Origin of the sequence: Desulfovibrio sp. (genome assembly GCF_047607245.1) — a bacterium.
Classification (GTDB): domain Bacteria; phylum Desulfobacterota; class Desulfovibrionia; order Desulfovibrionales; family Desulfovibrionaceae; genus Desulfovibrio.
Genome location: NZ_JASGDK010000120.1, coordinates 1 through 19,128, shown reverse-complemented (window position 1 = coordinate 19,128; position 19,128 = coordinate 1). Strand labels below are relative to the sequence as shown.

Annotated in this window: 16 protein-coding genes; 7 read left to right on the top strand and 9 right to left on the bottom strand. The window is 48.8% G+C overall.

The annotated features are described in order from the left end of the window. Nucleotides 1-14 precede the first annotated feature (14 nt). The 5 genes from wecB to QM579_RS09805 all read left to right on the top strand — a co-directional run bounded on the left by wecB (nucleotide 15) and on the right by QM579_RS09805 (nucleotide 5,282). The gene (gene wecB / locus QM579_RS09825) at nucleotides 15-665 is read left to right on the top strand and encodes a non-hydrolyzing UDP-N-acetylglucosamine 2-epimerase (RefSeq protein ID WP_414998982.1); all 651 of its coding nucleotides are present in this window, start codon (nucleotides 15-17) and stop codon (nucleotides 663-665) included. Then, nucleotides 656-1,900: a glycosyltransferase family 4 protein gene (locus QM579_RS09820; protein WP_414998981.1), complete on the top strand. Its 1,245-nt coding sequence runs from the start codon at nucleotides 656-658 to the stop codon at nucleotides 1,898-1,900. Before wecB ends, QM579_RS09820 begins: the two co-directional genes overlap by 10 nt. Nucleotides 1,901-2,149: 249 nt before the next feature. Further along, nucleotides 2,150-3,100, top strand: a complete 951-nt coding sequence (locus QM579_RS09815; protein WP_414998980.1) for a glycosyltransferase family A protein — start codon at nucleotides 2,150-2,152, stop codon at nucleotides 3,098-3,100. Nucleotides 3,101-3,240: 140 nt separating this feature from the next. Further along, nucleotides 3,241-4,023, top strand: a complete 783-nt coding sequence (locus QM579_RS09810) for a polysaccharide deacetylase family protein (protein WP_414998979.1) — start codon at nucleotides 3,241-3,243, stop codon at nucleotides 4,021-4,023. Then, nucleotides 4,023-5,282, top strand: a complete 1,260-nt coding sequence (locus QM579_RS09805) for a glycosyltransferase (protein WP_414998978.1) — start codon at nucleotides 4,023-4,025, stop codon at nucleotides 5,280-5,282. Before QM579_RS09810 ends, QM579_RS09805 begins: the two co-directional genes overlap by 1 nt. A gap of 7 nt (nucleotides 5,283-5,289) precedes the next feature. On the opposite strand, the gene QM579_RS09800 is transcribed toward QM579_RS09805, so the two are convergent. The 8 genes from QM579_RS09800 to QM579_RS09765 all read right to left on the bottom strand — a co-directional run bounded on the left by QM579_RS09800 (nucleotide 5,290) and on the right by QM579_RS09765 (nucleotide 15,072). Beyond that, nucleotides 5,290-5,673, bottom strand: coding sequence for a hypothetical protein (locus tag QM579_RS09800; RefSeq protein WP_414998977.1), 384 nt, complete (start codon nucleotides 5,671-5,673; stop codon nucleotides 5,290-5,292). Nucleotides 5,674-6,178: 505 nt separating this feature from the next. Continuing rightward, nucleotides 6,179-6,940, bottom strand: a complete 762-nt coding sequence (locus QM579_RS09795) for a glycosyltransferase (RefSeq protein ID WP_414998976.1) — start codon at nucleotides 6,938-6,940, stop codon at nucleotides 6,179-6,181. Further along, nucleotides 6,937-8,649, bottom strand: coding sequence for a methyltransferase domain-containing protein (locus QM579_RS09790; RefSeq protein WP_414998975.1), 1,713 nt, complete (start codon nucleotides 8,647-8,649; stop codon nucleotides 6,937-6,939). Before QM579_RS09790 ends, QM579_RS09795 begins: the two co-directional genes overlap by 4 nt. Nucleotides 8,650-8,664: 15 nt before the next feature. Then, the gene (locus QM579_RS09785; RefSeq protein ID WP_414998974.1) at nucleotides 8,665-9,915 is read right to left on the bottom strand and encodes an ABC transporter ATP-binding protein; all 1,251 of its coding nucleotides are present in this window, start codon (nucleotides 9,913-9,915) and stop codon (nucleotides 8,665-8,667) included. Nucleotides 9,916-9,924: 9 nt separating this feature from the next. After that, the gene (locus tag QM579_RS09780) at nucleotides 9,925-10,746 is read right to left on the bottom strand and encodes an ABC transporter permease (RefSeq protein ID WP_414998973.1); all 822 of its coding nucleotides are present in this window, start codon (nucleotides 10,744-10,746) and stop codon (nucleotides 9,925-9,927) included. Between the two features lie 5 nt (nucleotides 10,747-10,751). Next, complete coding sequence (fcl, locus tag QM579_RS09775; RefSeq protein WP_414998972.1) at nucleotides 10,752-11,693, bottom strand: GDP-L-fucose synthase; 942 nt, start codon at nucleotides 11,691-11,693, stop codon at nucleotides 10,752-10,754. 5 nt (nucleotides 11,694-11,698) lie between these two features. Beyond that, nucleotides 11,699-12,847 carry a GDP-mannose 4,6-dehydratase gene (gene gmd, locus QM579_RS09770; RefSeq protein WP_414998971.1) on the bottom strand — a complete coding sequence of 383 codons (1,149 nt, stop codon included), beginning with the start codon at nucleotides 12,845-12,847 and terminating at the stop codon, nucleotides 11,699-11,701. A 1,202-nt stretch (nucleotides 12,848-14,049) separates the two neighbouring features. Further along, entirely contained in the window at nucleotides 14,050-15,072 is a 1,023-nt protein-coding gene (locus QM579_RS09765) for an alpha/beta hydrolase (protein WP_414998970.1), read from the bottom strand. A 541-nt stretch (nucleotides 15,073-15,613) separates the two neighbouring features. On the opposite strand from QM579_RS09765, the gene QM579_RS09760 reads away from it, so the two are divergent. Next, nucleotides 15,614-17,158 carry a sulfatase-like hydrolase/transferase gene (locus QM579_RS09760; RefSeq protein WP_414998969.1) on the top strand — a complete coding sequence of 515 codons (1,545 nt, stop codon included), beginning with the start codon at nucleotides 15,614-15,616 and terminating at the stop codon, nucleotides 17,156-17,158. A gap of 233 nt (nucleotides 17,159-17,391) precedes the next feature. Beyond that, the gene (locus tag QM579_RS09755) at nucleotides 17,392-17,763 is read left to right on the top strand and encodes a diacylglycerol kinase (protein WP_414998968.1); all 372 of its coding nucleotides are present in this window, start codon (nucleotides 17,392-17,394) and stop codon (nucleotides 17,761-17,763) included. Nucleotides 17,764-18,132: 369 nt separating this feature from the next. Here the strand turns inward: QM579_RS09755 and QM579_RS09750 are convergent, their stop codons facing one another. Then, on the bottom strand, nucleotides 18,133-19,059 hold the full coding sequence (locus QM579_RS09750; RefSeq protein WP_414998967.1) for a LysR family transcriptional regulator: 927 nt from the start codon (nucleotides 19,057-19,059) through the stop codon (nucleotides 18,133-18,135). Nucleotides 19,060-19,128 lie beyond the last annotated feature (69 nt).

Here is a 19,128-nt window from a genome sequence, read left to right as displayed (position 1 = left end):
TTCCGCGCGGGTGCATCCACCTCACAGGCAATACGGGGATTGATGCACTGCTCTGGACTGCCCATAATGTCCAAAACATTCCGCTTGACTTGCCTCGGCCAATTCAGGAATTGGTCGCCTCTGGACGGCGATTTGTTTTGATTACGGGGCACCGCCGGGAGAGTTTCGGGAAAGGGTTCGAATCCATATGTCAGGCTCTTCGAAGGCTGGCATCAATGCACCAGGATGTGGTTTTCCTTTATCCTGTCCACTTGAACCCGAATGTGCGGCAAATCGTGTTTGACAACCTTTCAGGGTATTCCAATATTTTGCTTGCCGACCCGTTGCCATACAGACAATTTGTAGCAGTAATGCGAGCCGCATACTGCTTGCTGACCGATTCCGGTGGGGTACAGGAAGAAGCGCCTTCACTCAAAAAACCGGTTTTGGTCATGCGCGATGTAACTGAACGCCCCGAAGGCGTAGAGGCTGGTTGCAGTCGCCTTGTCGGCACCGATTGTGAAGAAATTGTTCAAAGCGTTTCTGCTGTTCTTGGCGATGCCAATGGCATTTATCAGCGCATGGTCACGTCAAAAAATCCTTATGGCGATGGCCGCGCAGCCGAGCGTATTGCCGCCATTCTTGTGGATTTTTTTTCAGCTAAAGACGAAGAATCATGCGCGTAGGCATAGTGACAACATGGTTTGAACGCGGAGCTGCCTATGTTTCGCGCCAATATCGAGACCTTTTGCGCAAAAATGGCAGCGAAGTTTTTATCTATGCCAGGGGCGGAGAACGGTATGCGCAAAATGATCCCAATTGGGATACCCCCGAGGTAACTTGGGGAAAGAGGGGTATGGTGCGAACTGTCACCGGTATTGACCGGGGAGACTTTGTCGCCTGGATTCGCCATAACGGCATAGAAATAGTCATCTTCAACGAGCAATGGTGGCTTCCACCAGTCTATTGGGCTATGGAGTATGGATGCAGAACGGTTGCTTACATTGATTATTATACAGAAGATACAGTTGCGCACTTTTCCATCTATGACGGGTTGATCTGTAATACCCAGCGCCATTATGGCGTGTTTAAAAATCATCCGCACTGCCTGTATATCCCCTGGGGGACGGACCTTGAACTTTTTCGTCCGCAATCGTTTACGGCGAAAGGCCATGATGGCCCCATTTTTTTTCACTCGGCGGGTATGAGCCCTTATCGAAAGGGGACGGATCTTGTATTACAAGCTTTTTCAGGCCTTTCAGGCAAGGCTCACCTTATTTTGCATCTGCAGGAAGGGGCTTTTAACTCCATAGCTGATGTCGCCTCCCTTGCGGAGCAACTGGTGGCGCAAGGGCGTCTTACTCTGATTGACAAGGAAGTTCCGGCCCCAGGACTCTATCACATGGGGGACGTTTATGTATATCCGTCACGGCTGGAAGGCATTGGTCTCACGCAGGCAGAAGCTTTGGCCTGCGGGCTGCCGCTCATCGTTCCCGACAATCCCCCAATGAACGAATTTATCACCCCGGAATCGGGAGTGGCGGTGTCCGTTGACAAACTTTGGGCCCGTTCGGACGGCTACTATTGGCCTCAGTGTCTGGTCAGTTCTGACGCTCTGGTGGAGGCCATGCAGACGTTTGTTGACGGATATGCCAGCTTGCCTGAAAAAAAAGCGGCAGCTCGCGCTTTTGCGGAGCGCCATCTCAACTGGTTTGACAATGGTGGTAATCTGGCTGCCTGGCTTTCAGCCTTGCCGAGGCATGATCTGTCCGATGATCTCAAGCGCTGCCTCCAGGATGATGAAATCCCCTTGCCTCCAGCTGTGATAAAACTCCTCAAAAAATTTCCGCATGTCTGGACCCTGACGACAAGCTTGCATCGGGCATTGCGTAAGCGCATACTGCCGAAAAGTATCATGTGACGGAAGCGCAGGGCAGATGGCTTGTGCGCAATGTAAGCCAGAACCGGGCCTGTTGTTCAGCCGCGCACTTGTTCTGTATCTGGGGAAAATTGCAGCCGCCCAGCGCACCAATGTGGCCTGTAAAATAACGTAATGTATTTTCGCACAGCAAAAAAAGTAGTTCATATGTCGATTAGCTTTGCGTCATGCCGGATGTCCAGCAAAAGAGCCATGGGACGGACCTGTTGCAGCAGCATTTATTGAGGATATATGATCGCGCCCATTATCATCTTTGCCTTCAATCGACCCCGTCATCTTCAAAAAACACTTGAAGCCCTGCAACGCAATACGCTTGCCGCACAGAGCGACCTCATCATTTATTGTGACGGGCCGAGGTCCGAGGCGGAAAGAACGCTGACGGAGGAAACCCGGCGGGTGGCCCGTCAGGCAGTGGGCTTTCAATCGGTCGACGTTGTGCCCTCGGATGATAATTTGGGGCTTGGCGGTAGCATCATACGAGGTGTTGGAGAAGTCGTGACCGCGTTCGACCGCGTAGTTGTACTGGAAGACGACTTGATCACCGCTCCATTTTTTTTGGAATATATGAATGCAGGGCTCAATCTTTACGCGGATAATTCCCAGGTCGCCTCTGTACACGGCTATCTTTTTCCACATACAGTAGACTGCCCCCCGGAAACGTTTTTCCTTAAGGGAACTGATTGCCTTGGCTGGGGAACTTGGCGCCGGGCTTGGGACTTCTTTGAGCCTGACGCAGCGAAGTTGCTGCGCCAACTTCGCGAAGCTTCCTGTATTGATGATTTCAATGCTCAGGGGTGTTACGATTTTACTGGGCTGCTGGTTGACGTGGCTGAAAAGCGCAATTCGTCATGGGCCGTTCGATGGCATGCCTCTGCGTACTTGCGTAATATGTATACGCTTTACCCTGGCCGTTCTCTTGTCTTACATTCAGGGGCTGACGGGTCGGGCACAAACTGCGGTGTGCACACGCTTTTTGACACTTCCCTGAGTGACACCCCAATCAAGATGCAACCAATTGACGTGTGCGCTGATCCAAGAATGGTTAAAGCCAGGCGTACAATTCTGTTGCGTGAAAGTGGTGGGCGCATGGGCCTCTTTAAAGCGCGCATCCGACGTCGATTTCCGTTGTTGGGCGCAGCATGGCACGCCCTGCGGGGGAAAAAAGCGCGGAGGCTGGCATGACATTGCTTCCTTTTTGTAAGTCCCTGGCTCGTAAAGTGTGCTTTAGCACATACAGTGCTTGTGCCGCTGGAATCAATCTTGTCTATTCTCCCATAATCGTTCTTGCTTACCACAGAGTGGCGCAAGTTGAAGATGACTCAATGCAACTGGCGGTGACCCCACAGTATTTTGCGGAACAGCTTGAAGTCATTGCGGCAACCTTTGATGATGTTTTGCCCTTTGACGCTGAGCGGTTGTGCGCCTCGCGTCCTGCCGTTTGTCTGACCTTTGATGACGGCTATGCGGATAACTACATGACAGCGCTGCCTATACTAGAGCGTTATCATATGCCTGCAACATTTTTCATAAGTACAGGGCACGTGCAAAATGCCTGGCCCTTTTGGTGGGATGTGCTTAACGCCTGCGGGCGTTTGAAAGATCACGAGCTTATCCGTTCCATGCCGCCTGCCGAACAGAAAAATGCTGTGGCCGCAATGCTGCAAAGCCAGGGGGCTCTCATGAATGAGTTGGAGAATTGCCGCCCGCTTACGGTCAAAGAGCTTAAGGATTTCAGTCGTCATGCACTGGTTTGCCTTGGTGCACATACGGATACTCACCCGCGGTTATGCAATCTTACGGCAGATGAGCAGTATCAGGAAATCAAGGTGTCAGTCGACAAGCTAGAAGCGTGGACGGGGCGTCGTCCAACGGTCGCAGCCTACCCCTTTGGCGCGCGTTCTCCGCTAGGCCGAGTTTGCGATTATAATAAAGATAGCTGGCAAGCATGCCGCCAGCTTGGTCTCAGGCGGGTTGCAGCCAATTTTCCGGGGCAGGTTCGGCCTTGGACAAATCCCTATGCTGTGCCCCGCCATCTTGTGCGCAACTGGGATGGCCTCACATTCAAGGCACGGCTTCGCTCGTTTTTGACTGGGGGATATTTTTAATGCGGCCGGTTCTTTGCAATACGCTTGACAACGGCGGTGGTGCTGCTATTGCCGCTCGACGGCTCCACCTTGGGCTTCGCGGTCTGGGAGATGACAGTGTTCTGGCCGTCATGCAGCAAAGTGGGGATACCCCCGGCGTCCATGCGGTGACCAGTCGTCTGCGGCGAACAATGCAGCCTTTCATCAGGCAGGCGGAGCGGCTGCCGCTTTTGTGCTACCCAGGTCGTGACAGGAGGGCTCTCTTTTCTCCGTCCTGGCGACCTTCGGGAGTGCATCGGCGCATCAAGGCTTTGCGTCCTGACGTCGTACACTTGCACTGGATTGCGGACAGCTTCTTGCCGTTGCACTCACTCGCCAGGCTTGGCGTGCCGGTCGTCTGGACGTTGCACGATACTTGGGCCTTGACGGGTGGCTGCCATATCCTCAAAGGCTGTGAAGGGTATCGGCATGGTTGTGGGCGGTGCCCTCAACTGGGCAGCGGCGCAGGCGTGGACATGAGTTCTCTGGGCTATGCGTTGCGCAAATCGGCTTATAAACGGCTGAACTTGACCATTGCAGCACCCAGCCGTCATCTTGAATTTTTGGCAAAATCCAGTCCGCTATTGCAACACTTTCCCATTATACGCATCCCTAATGGTGTTGACACCGACCGCTTTCGGCCGATCAACCAGCGATTGGCGCGCCAGATGCTGCAATTGCCACAAGATGTGCCGCTTGTCGTGTTTGGTGCAGTGTCGCCAGGCAGTGACCCCAATAAAGGATTTGACCTGTTGTGCGCTGCACTCGGTGCGCTGCCGACACCTTTGCGCAAACAGGTATGCTGCGCGGTCTTTGGTGGAAGCGTGCCCGCCGGGGAAATGCCACTTTCGGTCATTGAGTTGGGGCACCTGCATGATGACGTGGCCTTGGCGCTTGCCTATTCTGCGGCAGATGTGTTCATTTGCCCCTCGCGGGAAGAAAACCTGCCCAATACCGTCATGGAGGCGCTTTCTTGCGGGACCCCTGTGGCGGCCTTTCGTACAGGAGGCATCCCCGACATGATTGCCGATGGCGAAAACGGTGCTTTAGCGCCATGCTTTGACGTAAAAGCTTTGGCGGATGGAATAGCTTGGCTGGTGCAGTGCGCTCCAGAAAAAAAGGATCAACTTCGTAACGCTGCACGCCAAAAAGCATTGAGCGAATATTCATTGCATGGCATCGCACAGCGCTACCATGACCTGTATTTGGCGCTGCTGTCTGGTGCGAGGCCCTCTGCGTAAAAATAAATTATACGGTTAGAGATTCAACCTTTACGATTATCCACTGCTTGTTTAGTGAGAAAGAAGAACTCAGAATTTGAAATATTGCAAATTTCGATAACATCTCAAGGAATGGATAGTGGCTGACATCATCAATCAGGATAATCGTGCCTTGCTCAAAATATTTCGCTAAAGCAGCAAAGGATAAGCTGCGGCCATTGCCATGCGGGCCATCAACAATAAGAAGGTCTATCTTCCCTGTTGGAATGTTGATGTCATCAATGCTGTAAAAAACATTGCGCGCACGGGTATTGCAATATTCGTTTGTTGGCAGGTCTGACGGACTAGATGCAGTAAATGCGGTTTCAATGTCTTTGAGTTGTCGGGAAGAAAATATTTTTTCGCACTCCATCTCGCTATACTGTTGTAGTTTGCGATGTTCAATCCGAACTGATGAGCCGGCAACCTTGTGTTTGGGGGGGCAATAAACTCCTGGTCATGTTCCCATGTTGTGACTATCAACCTTGGGAATTTTTCGCTCATTGCCTTCCAGAACAGCGTTGATTGTCCGCCGCCTAGCTCGACAACACAATACGCTTTCATCGATTGAGATTGATCTATGTTGGCAAAAAGCGAGCGTAAACTGCTCTTGGTAAGAGCCCATCCGCTGAGATTTTTTTCTTATCTTGCTTGTGATTTCTTCAAGCAAATGCAGAGGATTTTCATCTTCTTGTGTCAGCGTCTGATGGAAGTACAGAGGCGTGGCTTGGGCTCCTTAAAGTGCAAAGGTGATTTCTGAATATTGGTGGTGCCGCAGCCCTCAGCGAAGAACCAATTTTTAACAGTCTGTTTTGTCTTCACGTCTTACACATATGTCAGCTAGATAGAAAATAGTTCTTGAAATGCGTACCCTGAATTTATGAAAAGAAATCAAGTTTATTGTAGATGGAAAGATTTTCTCCCCATTTTCTTTTTAATGTCAATTCTGAAGTCGTAATTTGTGAACTTGCCTCTTTTCTATATCTACTTTTACCCGCATAGTGCAGTAGCCGTGCTTTCGAGGCTACCATGAGCCGCCAGCCTGCTTTTCTTGCGGAAAGCGAAATATCAATGTCTTCACAGCTGTTAATGTAGCGTGAGTCAAAGAAATTAATATCTCTTAAAAGTTCCGCACGGGCCACAAGGCAAACGCCAGCCAGAACAGAACAATACGTGTTTTGCATAACATCATTATCGACAAGAACCATATTTTGTTCTTTTGCATCCCCCAGTCGCCATACAGCCAAAGAAGTTTTTTTAAAAAAATGCGGAATAGTTTGGATCGGACCAACCATCCCAACGTCCGGACTTTGTTCAAGGCACGCAATGAGGGCATCGATGCAGCCAGGGCACACGTTCGTGTCGTCGTTGATAGTGCCAAGATATTTTACATCGGGAAAATTTTGTAAAAGAAATTCCCATCCAGCATTATTGGCGCCAGCGAAGCATCGGTTCTCAGGAAGGTTAAGAATATGCACATTTGACGGCCATGCATGTTTTGCCAACCAGCCATCCAGCTCTCGTCTGCCATCATTTACGATACATATTTGAATTTCCTGAGTATGCGTGTTTTTGCAAATGGATTTTACACAAGATAAAATATATTTGTTTACAAAAACAGGTACTACAAGCCCTATCATTGATAAATTCCTTTATCTATTGTGCAGTTGTAGGTTGTAAGCATTTCCATGCAGTCTTTGACATCATGAAATTTATCTAGAAATGGGCTTAGTTCTTGTAATATATTCAGATTGTTATCCTGTCCATGCCATGCAATAAAGCCTAAATTAAGTGGTATGTTCTCGTCCCTGTATCGATAGTTGAATAGCGCAAAATGTTCAAACCCACTCTTATGGAGCAAGTCGCTGACTACTTGCTTGTCAAATAGCGTTTTGTGGAGTTGTTCTGTCCACCAGTCAGGAGCAATTTCAGGGTCTCCATGCGTATAGCGATACACAACAGAGGCATCAAACTGTCTCCCCGCGGTGAAATCGGCACCGTCCATGTAGCTTTTTGCAATAATATGTAAATCAGGCAGTCCCAAAAAAATAATACGTTTATTTTCTTTAATGATTCTACGGCATTCACGCAAAAGAGGCAGCCTTTGATTGAAGTACAAATGCTCAAAAAATGCGTGAGAGAAAATTAAATCCACAGAACGTGTCAAAAATTTTGACAGATCAGAGCAGTCCATCACAATGTCAGCAGCAGTGGTTGCTCTGTATTCACAATTTATCATCCCATTAATACGATTTGAACCGCATCCGAGATGCAGCCGTATACTAGGAGCAGAAGCCACTTTTTTCCTATATATATGTTTCCATGCGAGAGCAGTGTATAGGCGATGTAGCTTCCCAGCGGCCTTATCGAATATCGTGGCGAGCTTTTTGATTGCCATGTAAGAATGCTTGGCCCGTGAGAACAGGCCCACTTTGCGTAAAACGTTTTTTACATGGTCTTTAAGGCTATGCCCACCAAGTAAATTGTTCGCAGCATCGCACAGTTTTTCTTTCCGTGAAGGCAGGGATGTTGAAAAACTGCCGTATTCAAACCCGATCAAGCTATCAGGAAGCTTTCCTGTAAATGGCACGGCTTTTGCCCAAGCGGGAGGCGTGACAGGATGGAGATTTTTTTTCTCGGGGTGCCATTGAAGCCACTTGTCAGCGTACCATTGCCGGATATCCACCTCGTGTGAATGGCCCCATGTGGAAAGCTTCGTCAGTAAATCTTGGTCAGTTCGAACAAAACTCAAATGGTAGCACAGACCATCAAGCATATATTCATTTTTTGCTGAATAATTACGTGCATGAGTAAAGTGAATATTTTTTGCGCAATTAATGGCAAATTGAGGATACCCCACAATTGGGTTGCCATTATTTTCTATTATCCAAGAAATATTTTTCCAAAAGGAACACCAAGGCGTACGGAACCCTTCATGCCCACTGTTCGCGTCTATTTTTTTAATATTTGAGATATAATCTTCTTTTGTATAAAACTCGTCGGCATCATGGATAATCAGAAAGTCTATGCCATCCTTTTTTGCTTTCTCAACACAAGCATTCCTCTGGTCTTCCTCTCTATCCCACTCGCCTTGAATTATTTCAATTTTACTCCGCCAGGGTGATTGTTCCACTAGATCAAGCCGGGTGGGATTGGCATACGACTCTCTTGCCTGCGCATTATATACCCAAGGTCTTTCACTGTAGGCGAGGTATATTTTTTCCACGTATGGTGCGCAGTTATCTATTGCACGAAGTATAAATGGCTCGACATCAAACATGAGAATATGAGCGGCGAACCGATGTTTGATACTCAGTTGTCTGCGAATATCTGTATTTTTTGCATCCATTTCTTTTACCAAAAGTTAAGAGAGCAGTTCCCATTGGTGATTTATGAGTACTGTGCCAAAGCCTGTTGCCAGAGAAAGCTCCGTTGCGCTTTCAGCAGAGCTCGGACAAAGAACAGAAATAGCCATAGCATCGTCGACTGCGTCAAGGACCAGGTTAGGGCGCGAAAGGCATACAGAAAGCGAGTAGGATCCTGAATATAAACGCAATGGGTCCGTCCTGCACAAGAACGTGTGTCTTCCTTTCATTATTGCTGGAGAAAAACCAGAATGTAACATGGAATGGAATGTCATAATCTTGCCGTGCGGCCCACTTATGCTGAAGTCGGCCCCAAAGGAAGTTTTTTCTGTAAGCACATCAACCATTATTTTTGCTTCGCAGGGCTTATCTGAACGTATTGGCGTATTGGGCGCTTCATCAATGTTATTTAATGAAAACCCAATAATTTGAACTTCTTTTGGCTTAACGCGATGGTATCGCAGGGAGGTAAAATCTACGGAAGCATTGTTTTCTTTATCGAGCGAGAGGTATTTTTGCACGCATGCTTCTGCTGCATCATCCATGACCAGCTTGCCGTTCTTGAAGAAGAGCCCTCGTTGGCACAATTTTGAAATCATGCCCATTTGGTGGCTAACAAAGAGAAGCGTGCGGCCTTCTTTGCTCACTGCCTCCATTTTGCCAAGGCATTTTTTTTGAAATTCAATATCACCAACCGCCAGCACTTCGTCAACAATAAGGATCTCAGGTTCAAGGTGTGCGGCCACGGCAAAAGCAAGACGCACATACATACCTGAAGAATAACGTTTGACCGGCGTATCCAGGAATTTTTCTACTCCAGCAAAATCTACTATTTCGTCAAATTTTCGGCGAACCTCAACTCGACTCATACCGAGGATGGCCCCGTTAAGAAAAATATTCTCTCGTCCTGTCAGTTCCGGATGAAAACCTGTACCAACCTCAAGCAGGCTAGCTGCGCGCCCACGCAGGGTGATTCGCCCGATAGTGGGGTCGGTAATACGAGAGAGCATCTTGAGCAGGGTGGACTTGCCAGCGCCATTACGGCCAATAATACCAACTCGCTCGCCAGGCATAACGTCAAAACTTACATCTTTAAGCGCCCAAAATTCTTCCTGGGTTTGGCTGCTGTGTTGCAACAGCTGCTTTGGCAGCTTGAAAATTTCTTCGCGCAATGACTTGTAGCTCGTTTGCCCTTCATGCTGTATGGTATAGCTTTTGCCAAGCCCTTCAACGGAGATAATGGGTTTCATATGTGTATCCTAAATCACATCGGCAAAAGTGCGTTCTGTCTTGCGAAAAATTTTGATGCCGAAAAATAGAAAAATAACGGCATAAACGAGGCTTATGCACAATGCTCGCTGCGGAAATTCGATTGAACCCAACACCGCCCAACGAAACCCGTCAATAACGCCGACCATAGGATTGCATTCATACAGTAGACGCCACTTTTCAGGCACGATGCTTGACGAAAAGCCTACGGGTGAAAGGTACAAACCGAACTGGGTAATGAAAGGAACAATAATGCGAAAATCCCGGTACGTTACATTTAGTGCGCAGAGGATGAGTCCCGGCCCCAAGGCTACTAACGAGGCCAAAAGTATCAGCGGTACAATGGCAAAAAATTGTATGGGTGGCAGATACTGATACCACAGCATCATGCCCCCCAGCAGCACAAATGATATTACAAAGTCCGCCACTGCCACTCCAATGGTGGCGGCGGGGACGATAATTCTGGGGAAATACACTTTTGAAACAAGGTTGCTGTTGACAACAAGGCTGTTGGCCGTGCCTGTAATGGCTGTGGCAAACAGTTGCCACGGCAGCATGGCTGCAAAAACCATCAGTGGATATGGCGCAACCCCTTCAGAAGGTAGCTTGGCCACTTTTGCAAACACAAAGGTAAAGGCCGCCATGGTCAGCAGGGGCCGCAATATCGCCCACAAAATGCCTACAACCGTCTGCTTGTACTGTACGGCCACATCGCGCCACGTCAGAATAAGAAAAAGCTCACGGTAATGCCACAGGTCTTTCCAGTACTGGCGTTCGGCGCGACCGGCTTCAATAACAAGTTCACGTGACATGAATGCTAATAGCCCCATTTATGCTGATTTTGCAAAAAATCGTTGTAAGCGTCGCGTAGTCCTTCTTTTAGCCCCACACGCGGCTTCCAGCCCATGCTAAAAATCTTGTTGCAATCCATAAGTTTGCGCGGCGTACCATCGGGCTTTGTGGGGTCAGTGTCAATAGTGCCTTCATAATCCACAGCCTTGGCGATAAGCCGGGCGATGTCAATGATGCTAATGTCGGAGCCACATCCCACATTGACGTGCTCAGAATCAGAGTAGCTCTCGAGCAAAAATACGCAGGCTTCAGCCATGTCGTCCACATACAGGAATTCGCGCAGAGCGTTGCCTGTACCCCATATGGCGACGCTTTTTGCGCCTGTAACCTTTGCTTCATGGAAACGGCGGATAAGCGCCGGGATTACATGGCTATTCGTCGGGTGATAATTGTCGCCTGGGCCATACAGATTGGTGGGCATGGCGCTGATGGCGTCAAAGCCGTACTGCTTGCGGTATGCTTGGCACATCTTGATTCCCGCGATTTTTGCAAGGGCGTAGGCGTCATTGGTGGACTCCAGAGGCCCGGTGAGGAGATACTCTTCCTTGATGGGCTGTGGGCACATTTTGGGATAAATGCACGATGATCCCAGAAATAGCAGCTTTTTGCAGTCGTTGCGGTAAGCGCTGTCAATGACGTTATTTTGTATCTGCAGGTTCTCGTAGATAAATTCAGCAGGATAGGTGGAATTGGCGTGAATGCCACCCACTTTGGCGGCAGCAAGAATTACAACAGAGGGCCTGTGTTGTGCAAAAAAGCTGCGCACCGCCTCCTGATTGCACAGGTCAAGTTCTGCATGCGTGCGCACGAGCAGGTTTTCATAGCCTGCCCGACCAAGGGCACGGCATATGGCGCTGCCCACAAGGCCACGATGCCCCGCCACATAAATAAGCGAATTTTTGTCCACGCGGATTACTCGTTATGGCTGAATGTCTTGAATCCAGCCACTTTGCACACGGCATCGCGCATGCTAAGGGCCAAATCTTCGCGCGCCATTTCGGCCACCATATCTTCAAAAGTTGTTCTTGGTTCCCAACCCAGCTCTTCTTTGGCTTTAGCTGGGTTGCCTAGCAGGGTTTCGACCTCAGTGGGGCGGAAGTAGCGCGGATCCACACGCACAATGACATCGCCGGGCTTGAGATGGCATTCCAGGCCCTGACGGTTGCCCGACACCTGTTGCAGCCTGCTTATGTCAACGCTTGCCACTGTACCCGTTTCGTCTGCTCCTTCACCCTGCCAGTTCAGACCGACACCAAGTTCTGCGGCTGCCGCATTGACAAAATCGCGCACGGAAAACTGCCGCCCGGTAGCAATAACAAAATCGTCGGGCTGTTCCTGCTGCAACATAAGCCACTGCATTTCAACATAATCGCGAGCGTGGCCCCAGTCGCGTTTGGCATCCATATTGCCGAGATACAGACAATCCTGCAGCCCGAGCACCATGCGCGACATCGCGCGGGTGATCTTGCGCGTCACAAAAGTTTCACCGCGAATAGGCGACTCGTGATTAAACAAGATGCCATTGCAGGTGTACATGCCGTAGGCTTCACGGTAGTTAACCGTGATCCAGTAGGCGTATAGCTTGGCGCAGGCATAGGGAGAGCGCGGGTAAAACGGTGTCTTTTCTGTCTGAGGCACGTCCTGCACCATGCCAAAAAGTTCAGAGGTCGAGGCCTGATAAAAGCGGGTGATTTTTGTAAGATTGGCAATGCGTATAGCTTCAAGCAGGCGCAATGTGCCAAGGGCGTCCACGTCTGCAGTATACTCCGGCGATTCAAAAGAGACCTGCACATGACTCTGCGCCGCAAGGTTATACACTTCATCCGGCTTTACTTCCTGCATCAGACGCACCAGATTGCTGGAATCACTCAGATCGCCGTAATGCAGGATGAAACGACGCCGATCCGCATGTGGGTCTTCATACAGGTGGTCAATGCGGTCCGTATTGAACAATGAAGCGCGTCGTTTGATGCCGTGCACCTCATAGCCCTTTTGCAACAGAAATTCCGCAAGGTAAGCCCCATCCTGCCCTGTAATGCCGGTTATAAGCGCTTTCTTCATGATCCAGATGTTCCTTGACCTGACAAATTGGCATGCTGTTTTTGCGTTCAGATAGCTCTACGCTAATCTATAAATTTATATTACATGAAGGACGATGTCCACCCAGTGTTTTCGTCCGTTTCCGTTGCCGGGCGGCGGTAAATCTTCTCTATCCGCCTGCGCAGGGGGACCAGTACTGCGTCGCCTATGCCCATCATCGTGAGATCCGTATGCCGGCGTCGGCCAATGGATTGTGCGTTGAGCTAATAATTTTTTGCGTCTCGGATCATGATCTCGACGTGATTATTGCTGAAATTTCAAGACCAATATGGATTGCGAAGATGATTACTTCATCCGCGGGGTGAGGCTCTACGCTACTGAGGTGAGCAGCAATTTTTTGGCAATTTCCTGGGGATGGCGTTGATCGGGGGCTGCTTTTGAGTGATCAAGCTGGGGCTCCGCCAACGGAGCATCCTGGTCGTGGCAGTTTTCTTCGCTTTTGAAGGAAAATGAAACTCTTTGTGTAGGATAACAAAGCCTACCATAGCTTGCAATATTGCTCAGGCAAGGCAGAAAGCTCTGTCCGCGGCAAGGGGCAGGGGATTACTTTTTTAAGCCACAAAAATGGACAATTATCTACGAGGTTAAAATGATAGCGATTCATAGTGGAGGAAATCAAGGAGGAAAAGATGCGTCGCTTATTTCTAATCGCAAGTGCAGCCCCCATATTCTGCTTTCTCTCGAGGTGGTTTCTGGAGTGTGTTCGATTTTAAATATTGAGTGTGGGAGAACGGGCCGGTAAGACCGGCGCATTTTTATCTGTGCGGGGCCAGACTATGACGCTAAAGTGCAGGTGAATGTCATTTTTCAGAAAATTATAATTATAATGGTGTATTATTTATCTGCAATGTTGCGCTGTCTGCTTCATCTTTGCACAATCGGGACTTCAGGAAAGCTTGGGAAAGACCGCGCTAGGGTGGGGCCGACATTTCCATTTGCACCGTATTGAAACTAACAACAGGGGGTAGCCAGAGCTCTACTAGCAAGCGATTTTAGCGTTTGTCTGTTCCCAAAAAGGTTAGTTGTGGCAAATTAGCCATCAAGCAGGTGTGATGGCATCGAAAAAGCCGGGATGGAACACCTTCAAATTAAACTGTGAGTATGGCTGCCCGTGGAAATGCCTGAAAATATCCCGGGAAATGCCTTTCAATCAGCGTGAGAGCCTACTGGAGATGTTGATTGAAAAATTTTTTCAGTTCGGTGAAGTGGAAACGTGTTTCCGGTGCATTGGGATCCATGAGGTAGTGCGCGTGCGACATGCCTTCAAAAACAATCAGATCTGCATCAATGCCAGCTTGGCGCAGCTTCAAATGCATGCGGATGGTGTTGCTTAAAAAAAGATCACGTGTTCCGGTAGTCAGCAAGGTTGGTGGAAATCCTGACACATCGCCATATATGGGCGAAAGCATCGGATCTTTCATGTCGTGCCCGTTGGCATAAACTTTTGCCGCTTCGCCCAGCCAGCCATCATAGCTGACAAGAATGTTGTCCACTCCCTCGTTAACAAAGTAGCTGTCACCGGTTTGGGTCAAATCTGTCCACGGGGTGCCAGGGGCGAGAGCCGCTGGCAATGGAAGACCTTCTGCCTTGGCCCTAAGGCCTAGCGCTAGCGTCATTCCACCGCCTGTGGATGTTCCGAATACGCCAATTTTTTCGGCGGGCACTGTTTTCAGCAGTTCACGGTAGACAGCCACAGCATCGTCCATTGCTGCCGGATAGGGGAAATCTGGCGCCATCCTGTAATCCACGGAAAGCACTTTAAAGCCGCCCATGCCTGCCATAAGGATTGCTTCATAGGTGCCGGTTTCACCGGGGTTGAGCACGTAGCCGCCACCGTGCAGATGCAGCAAAATCCGCTCTGAATTCTCGGGGCGGATTTTGCGTGGCGTGACGGTAAACACTGGCACGCCTGCGATACTTCCTGGTGTAACTGTCACTTCCATTTGCTCCCGTAATCCTGGCAATTCGGTTGCGGTAGCTTCCGCTACGCTTTGCACGAATGATTTCCATTCAGCGTGATCCTTGGGATGCAGATTCCAAAAAGGCAGAGGGGCCGCCTCTGTCAATTTTTGCATTTCGGGGCTGACGGTGTTGGGGGCGGGAAGTTCGCGCATGGCCGCCTGGCTGGAAGAAACCCACAAACTGAGTAGCAGCAGTGTAAACAGATTTTTTTTCAATATATTCATGATTGCTTGCCACCTGAATGATTGCGGCTGTGCTTACATTGAACGCAGCGTTGTTTTTCAATCTGGAATACACAAGACACAATACAATATGCTCGTCACCTGTGGCAACAGACTGTCTGACAAGGCAAATTGTCGACGGTCAGCATTGCCGGGGCTCTGCTTTTTTTATCTCATAAAATTCATCCTAACACTACTTATCCTATCAAAGTAGCTAATTTGATAGAATTAACGATACTGTAACCATTGACAAAAATGTGTCATAATATACGTTTCGGCGTGCTTTGCTTACCGCTTCAATTGATTTGGCTTTATATTTCAAATGGTAAGCCGCGACGCAATAATGTCACACTGTTACAATGGCTGGTCGCCGATTCCGCCTGCCAGAGTATTTTAAGAGAATGTTGGGGTAGTTTTGCCGTCTTATACGAACAGCCGATTTGACTACCCCGGCGATGCGTGTGGCTAGGCTCCGGTCATGTACGTGATACGCTTACATACTTTACATCATTTTAATGTACTGAATTTCCTTTGGAGTCTGGCTATGCCCGTTGCGAAAAAAATTTTGATTCCCATTCTGCTTATTCTTGTTACCGCTGGTGCTGCCTGGGGTATTCAAGTGATTCATTTTTTGCAGCCTGGGGCGTATTTTTATATGACCCTTCCAACCTTGCTTCTGGTGGACATTGTAGCCGCAACCCTGGTTCTTTTTTTAGGACGGCGCGTAGCATATAGCATTTTTTTCGTGCAGCTTGTTTTTGGTATCGGTCTTGGAAACTATATTACTGCGCTCGGCGCATTGCCGTCACTTACAACAAGCGTGCAACAGTATTCTCTTGTCAGCGATATGGGGCTGATGGCTATATGGGACTATGTAAATGTACCCCTGACTCTGCTGCTTTGTGGGGTATTTATTATTCAGTGCCTGCTTGCTCGTCGGCTCCCTTCTGCCGTAGTCAGGGTACGTCCAGGCTTGGCTATAGCTACGGCTATTGTTTTGCTTGGTCTGCACGGTGTTGTTTCCTTGCAAGCGTCGTATGGTGATTTGACCATCGCTCATGAACAAGCCGAAGCGAGTAAGGGGAATTTTAAAAACTTTATTGTGGAAAGTATTGTGCGCCGTGGCTTTTTCGCAACGGCTCTGGCTGAGGTTGCAAGTGGACGCCTTTTTGAAAAAAACGTTCCAGTCGAGCGCACATGTTCTGATGCCGCGACGGCGCATCTTCCACTCTTACCTGTTACAGACCGTATTGTCATGGTGCAGGTTGAAAGTCTGGGTGGAGAATTGCTGGATGCCCGTGTGGATGGCAATGCAGTGATGCCTTTTTTGGCGGGCCTACGTCAGTCGGCTTTTAATATTAGAATGGATGCAACAAAAAAATTAGCTTCTGCAAATTCAGATTATGAACTGCTGAATACCAGAATTGCCGATGACAAGATATTACAATATCAAAGTGTGATGTTTTTCCCAGATAGTATCATACAGAAATTTTCTCAGCGTGGGCTTGCCCCGGAAGTATGGCATGGCGTAACTGGTAGCTATATGGAGTTGCGTGATGCCTACCAACGCATGGGGTTTTCGCATCTGCATTTTAAAGAAGAGCTTGAAAAGTATGGAGTAAAACCCTTAAATATTGGTTTTAATGGTGTGGTTACAGATGAGGATTTACTCAGCCTCACTGAGAGGCACATTCCCGACAAGCCTTTTTTCTGGTTCATTATCACTATGACCATGCACATGCAGGACTACCAGCCAGCGTTGCCACAATTTGCCCATGCGCCCCTGAGTGGCTTTTATTCTGAATGCTACCGGACCGATGCAGCTTTGCAAGCATTTTATGCAGCTTTGCCAGAAGGCACGACATTCATCGTTTATGGCGATCACAGGCCATACTACGGCAATCCTGCCCCCTACGTGCCCTTTTTGGTGGCCGTCAAGGGACGTAAGCTTGCCTCTCCTGGAGGTGCGGAACCTATTTTCACGCGATGCGAGGTTTCACACTATTTGCGTCGCCTTTTTTCTTTACCTCCGACATCCTTACCCTGGGATGGTTTCACTGAAGGGCAATCTGCCAAGTGCAACCCCTAGCGCTGGCAACGTGACTCTGGACATCTGAGCAAAAACTGGGCGCGCACTTGGCGCACTATTAGTTATTTCTCGAAAAATTGGACAATGCTTGCTGCTTAGGTTTTGTTTGAAATTGGCAGCGCAGTGATGTGTCAGGGTTTTTTTGCTATTGAGAAGGCATGTAATTTGTTGAGTAAATGCCCCACAGGCATATTTAGAGTTCGTACAAAATATGACTTATAAGCGGTGCAATTATGAATAGAAATTCTATGAAGGGCAAAACGGGTTTTAATCGAATTTGGGGTGCGGTTTTGTATTCGAAGAATGGATATTTAAATGCATGGAGAGATGAAGCTGCTTTTCGTCAGATAATTTTTCTTTCTATTATTGGGTTTATAGCTGCTTTATTTGTTAGTAATTCGAAGCAAGATTTTTTTATCTTAATTGTACCAATTGTTATATGCATTATAGTTGAACTTTTAAATAGTGCGATTGAAAATACTGTCGATAGAATTTCAATAGAGTTTGACGAATTTGCAAAAAAGGCAAAAGACATGGCAAGTGCAGCACAAATGACTGCACAAGTATTTCTATTTGGAACATGGTTCGTTTTTTTGTTCTTTTAGGGATGGTTGCCTGGAACACTAGGGGCCTTTCGCATGATGGCGTGTAGCTGTACTGATTTGATGTGACGCAAATTTTTTGAAATCCGCGCCCCGCAGTTATGCGAGGCCAATTTGCTCAGGCGGACATTTCAAAGCACCCAAACGCCAGTTGCAGAGGAGTGCGCGCTGTTGTTCTGCCATCAGCGCCTATTTGTCTGCATTGCCCGTGAGCGGCTAAACTGGCAGCTTTGTTTGCCGCTAATGAGTCCATCGTTGTCGTGCTGCTGTTGGCTGCCTGCCTAGAACTGCCTTGCCCCGAATCGACTATAGCTCTGCTGCTGCCCCAGAGTCTTCGTATTCTGTCTGTCGCCGTAACTACTGCACCTTCCATCACGTCCATATGGGCGGCGCCATTGTGCCCAGTGTTTGTACAAGTGGGCTCTTGCCCGGCAGTGCAACGAGGCCGAGCCGTAGATGGAATTCTTCGTTTTCTTTCAGTGGCGTGAAGACGACGCCGTCTCTTCGTATTGCCGCAAACGAGGCTGGCAATAGGCCCATGCCTTCACCAGCGGCAATGCGGGCCAGCAGTACGTCGTGCTCCGCCGGCTCTTCAAGAAAGCACGGGGTGAATCCTGCCTGTGCAAAGCGGTTTTTTGCATAGTCAAAAAATGCCGGATTAGCTTCACGCCTGAACCAGAATAGTGCCCTTCCATTAAAGTTTTTAAGAGATGGCGTCTCCGCGGCTGAGCCCTTGGCCATCTGCCATATGGCAGGTAAGGCGGCGAGCATTGGCTCGGCGTAGGGCAGTTCTTGTACAAGCAGCCCCGGCGCGTCCAGAGGCAGGGCAACAAAGGCAGCGTCGAGTTTTCCTCTGCGCGTATCACGTGCGAGTCTGGTTGAGGATTCGCGTTGTATATGAATCCTACCACTGAAGACGTCCGTTAGCCGCTTCTCCAGATCCGTAAAAATTCCCTGCTCAAAAGCGGTTGTGAAACCGATGCGCGCAATTTGCACACTGGGTTGGATTTCCTCTTGCAGCCGCTTGTAGGTGGCCTCTTTCATACGCAAAAGTGGCTGGATTATTGCCAGCACCTTGGCCCCTTCGTCCGTAAGGGTGAGTCCTTTGCTGTGCCTGACAAAGAGCGTCACTCCCAGCCGTTCCTCCAGCTGTTTGATCTGGCGGCTCAATGGTGGCTGGGCCATAAACAGCCGTTCGGCAGCGCGGCGCAGGCTGTTTTCCTCCGCAACGACAGAAAAATAATAAAAATGTCTCACATCGACTGCATTCAAGGCTGATTCAGAAACTGATTTTGTCATACCTAAAAGGTATCACAAAAGAAGTATGATGCAAATTGGTCATAGCTGCCTAAGTTCATGAAGCGAAAG

Coding starts and splice junctions, on each gene's coding strand:
- QM579_RS09820 (WP_414998981.1), top strand. CDS start 656: ATGCGCGTAGGCATAGTGACAACATGGTTTGAACGCGGAGCTGCCTAT.
- QM579_RS09815 (WP_414998980.1), top strand. CDS start 2,150: ATGATCGCGCCCATTATCATCTTTGCCTTCAATCGACCCCGTCATCTT.
- QM579_RS09810 (WP_414998979.1), top strand. CDS start 3,241: ATGCAACTGGCGGTGACCCCACAGTATTTTGCGGAACAGCTTGAAGTC.
- QM579_RS09805 (WP_414998978.1), top strand. CDS start 4,023: ATGCGGCCGGTTCTTTGCAATACGCTTGACAACGGCGGTGGTGCTGCT.
- QM579_RS09800 (WP_414998977.1), bottom strand. CDS start 5,673: ATGGAGTGCGAAAAAATATTTTCTTCCCGACAACTCAAAGACATTGAA.
- QM579_RS09795 (WP_414998976.1), bottom strand. CDS start 6,940: ATGATAGGGCTTGTAGTACCTGTTTTTGTAAACAAATATATTTTATCT.
- QM579_RS09790 (WP_414998975.1), bottom strand. CDS start 8,649: ATGGATGCAAAAAATACAGATATTCGCAGACAACTGAGTATCAAACAT.
- QM579_RS09785 (WP_414998974.1), bottom strand. CDS start 9,915: ATGAAACCCATTATCTCCGTTGAAGGGCTTGGCAAAAGCTATACCATA.
- QM579_RS09780 (WP_414998973.1), bottom strand. CDS start 10,746: ATGTCACGTGAACTTGTTATTGAAGCCGGTCGCGCCGAACGCCAGTAC.
- gmd (WP_414998971.1), bottom strand. CDS start 12,847: ATGAAGAAAGCGCTTATAACCGGCATTACAGGGCAGGATGGGGCTTAC.
- QM579_RS09765 (WP_414998970.1), bottom strand. CDS start 15,072: ATGAATATATTGAAAAAAAATCTGTTTACACTGCTGCTACTCAGTTTG.
- QM579_RS09760 (WP_414998969.1), top strand. CDS start 15,614: ATGCCCGTTGCGAAAAAAATTTTGATTCCCATTCTGCTTATTCTTGTT.
- QM579_RS09755 (WP_414998968.1), top strand. CDS start 17,392: ATGAATAGAAATTCTATGAAGGGCAAAACGGGTTTTAATCGAATTTGG.
- QM579_RS09750 (WP_414998967.1), bottom strand. CDS start 19,059: ATGACAAAATCAGTTTCTGAATCAGCCTTGAATGCAGTCGATGTGAGA.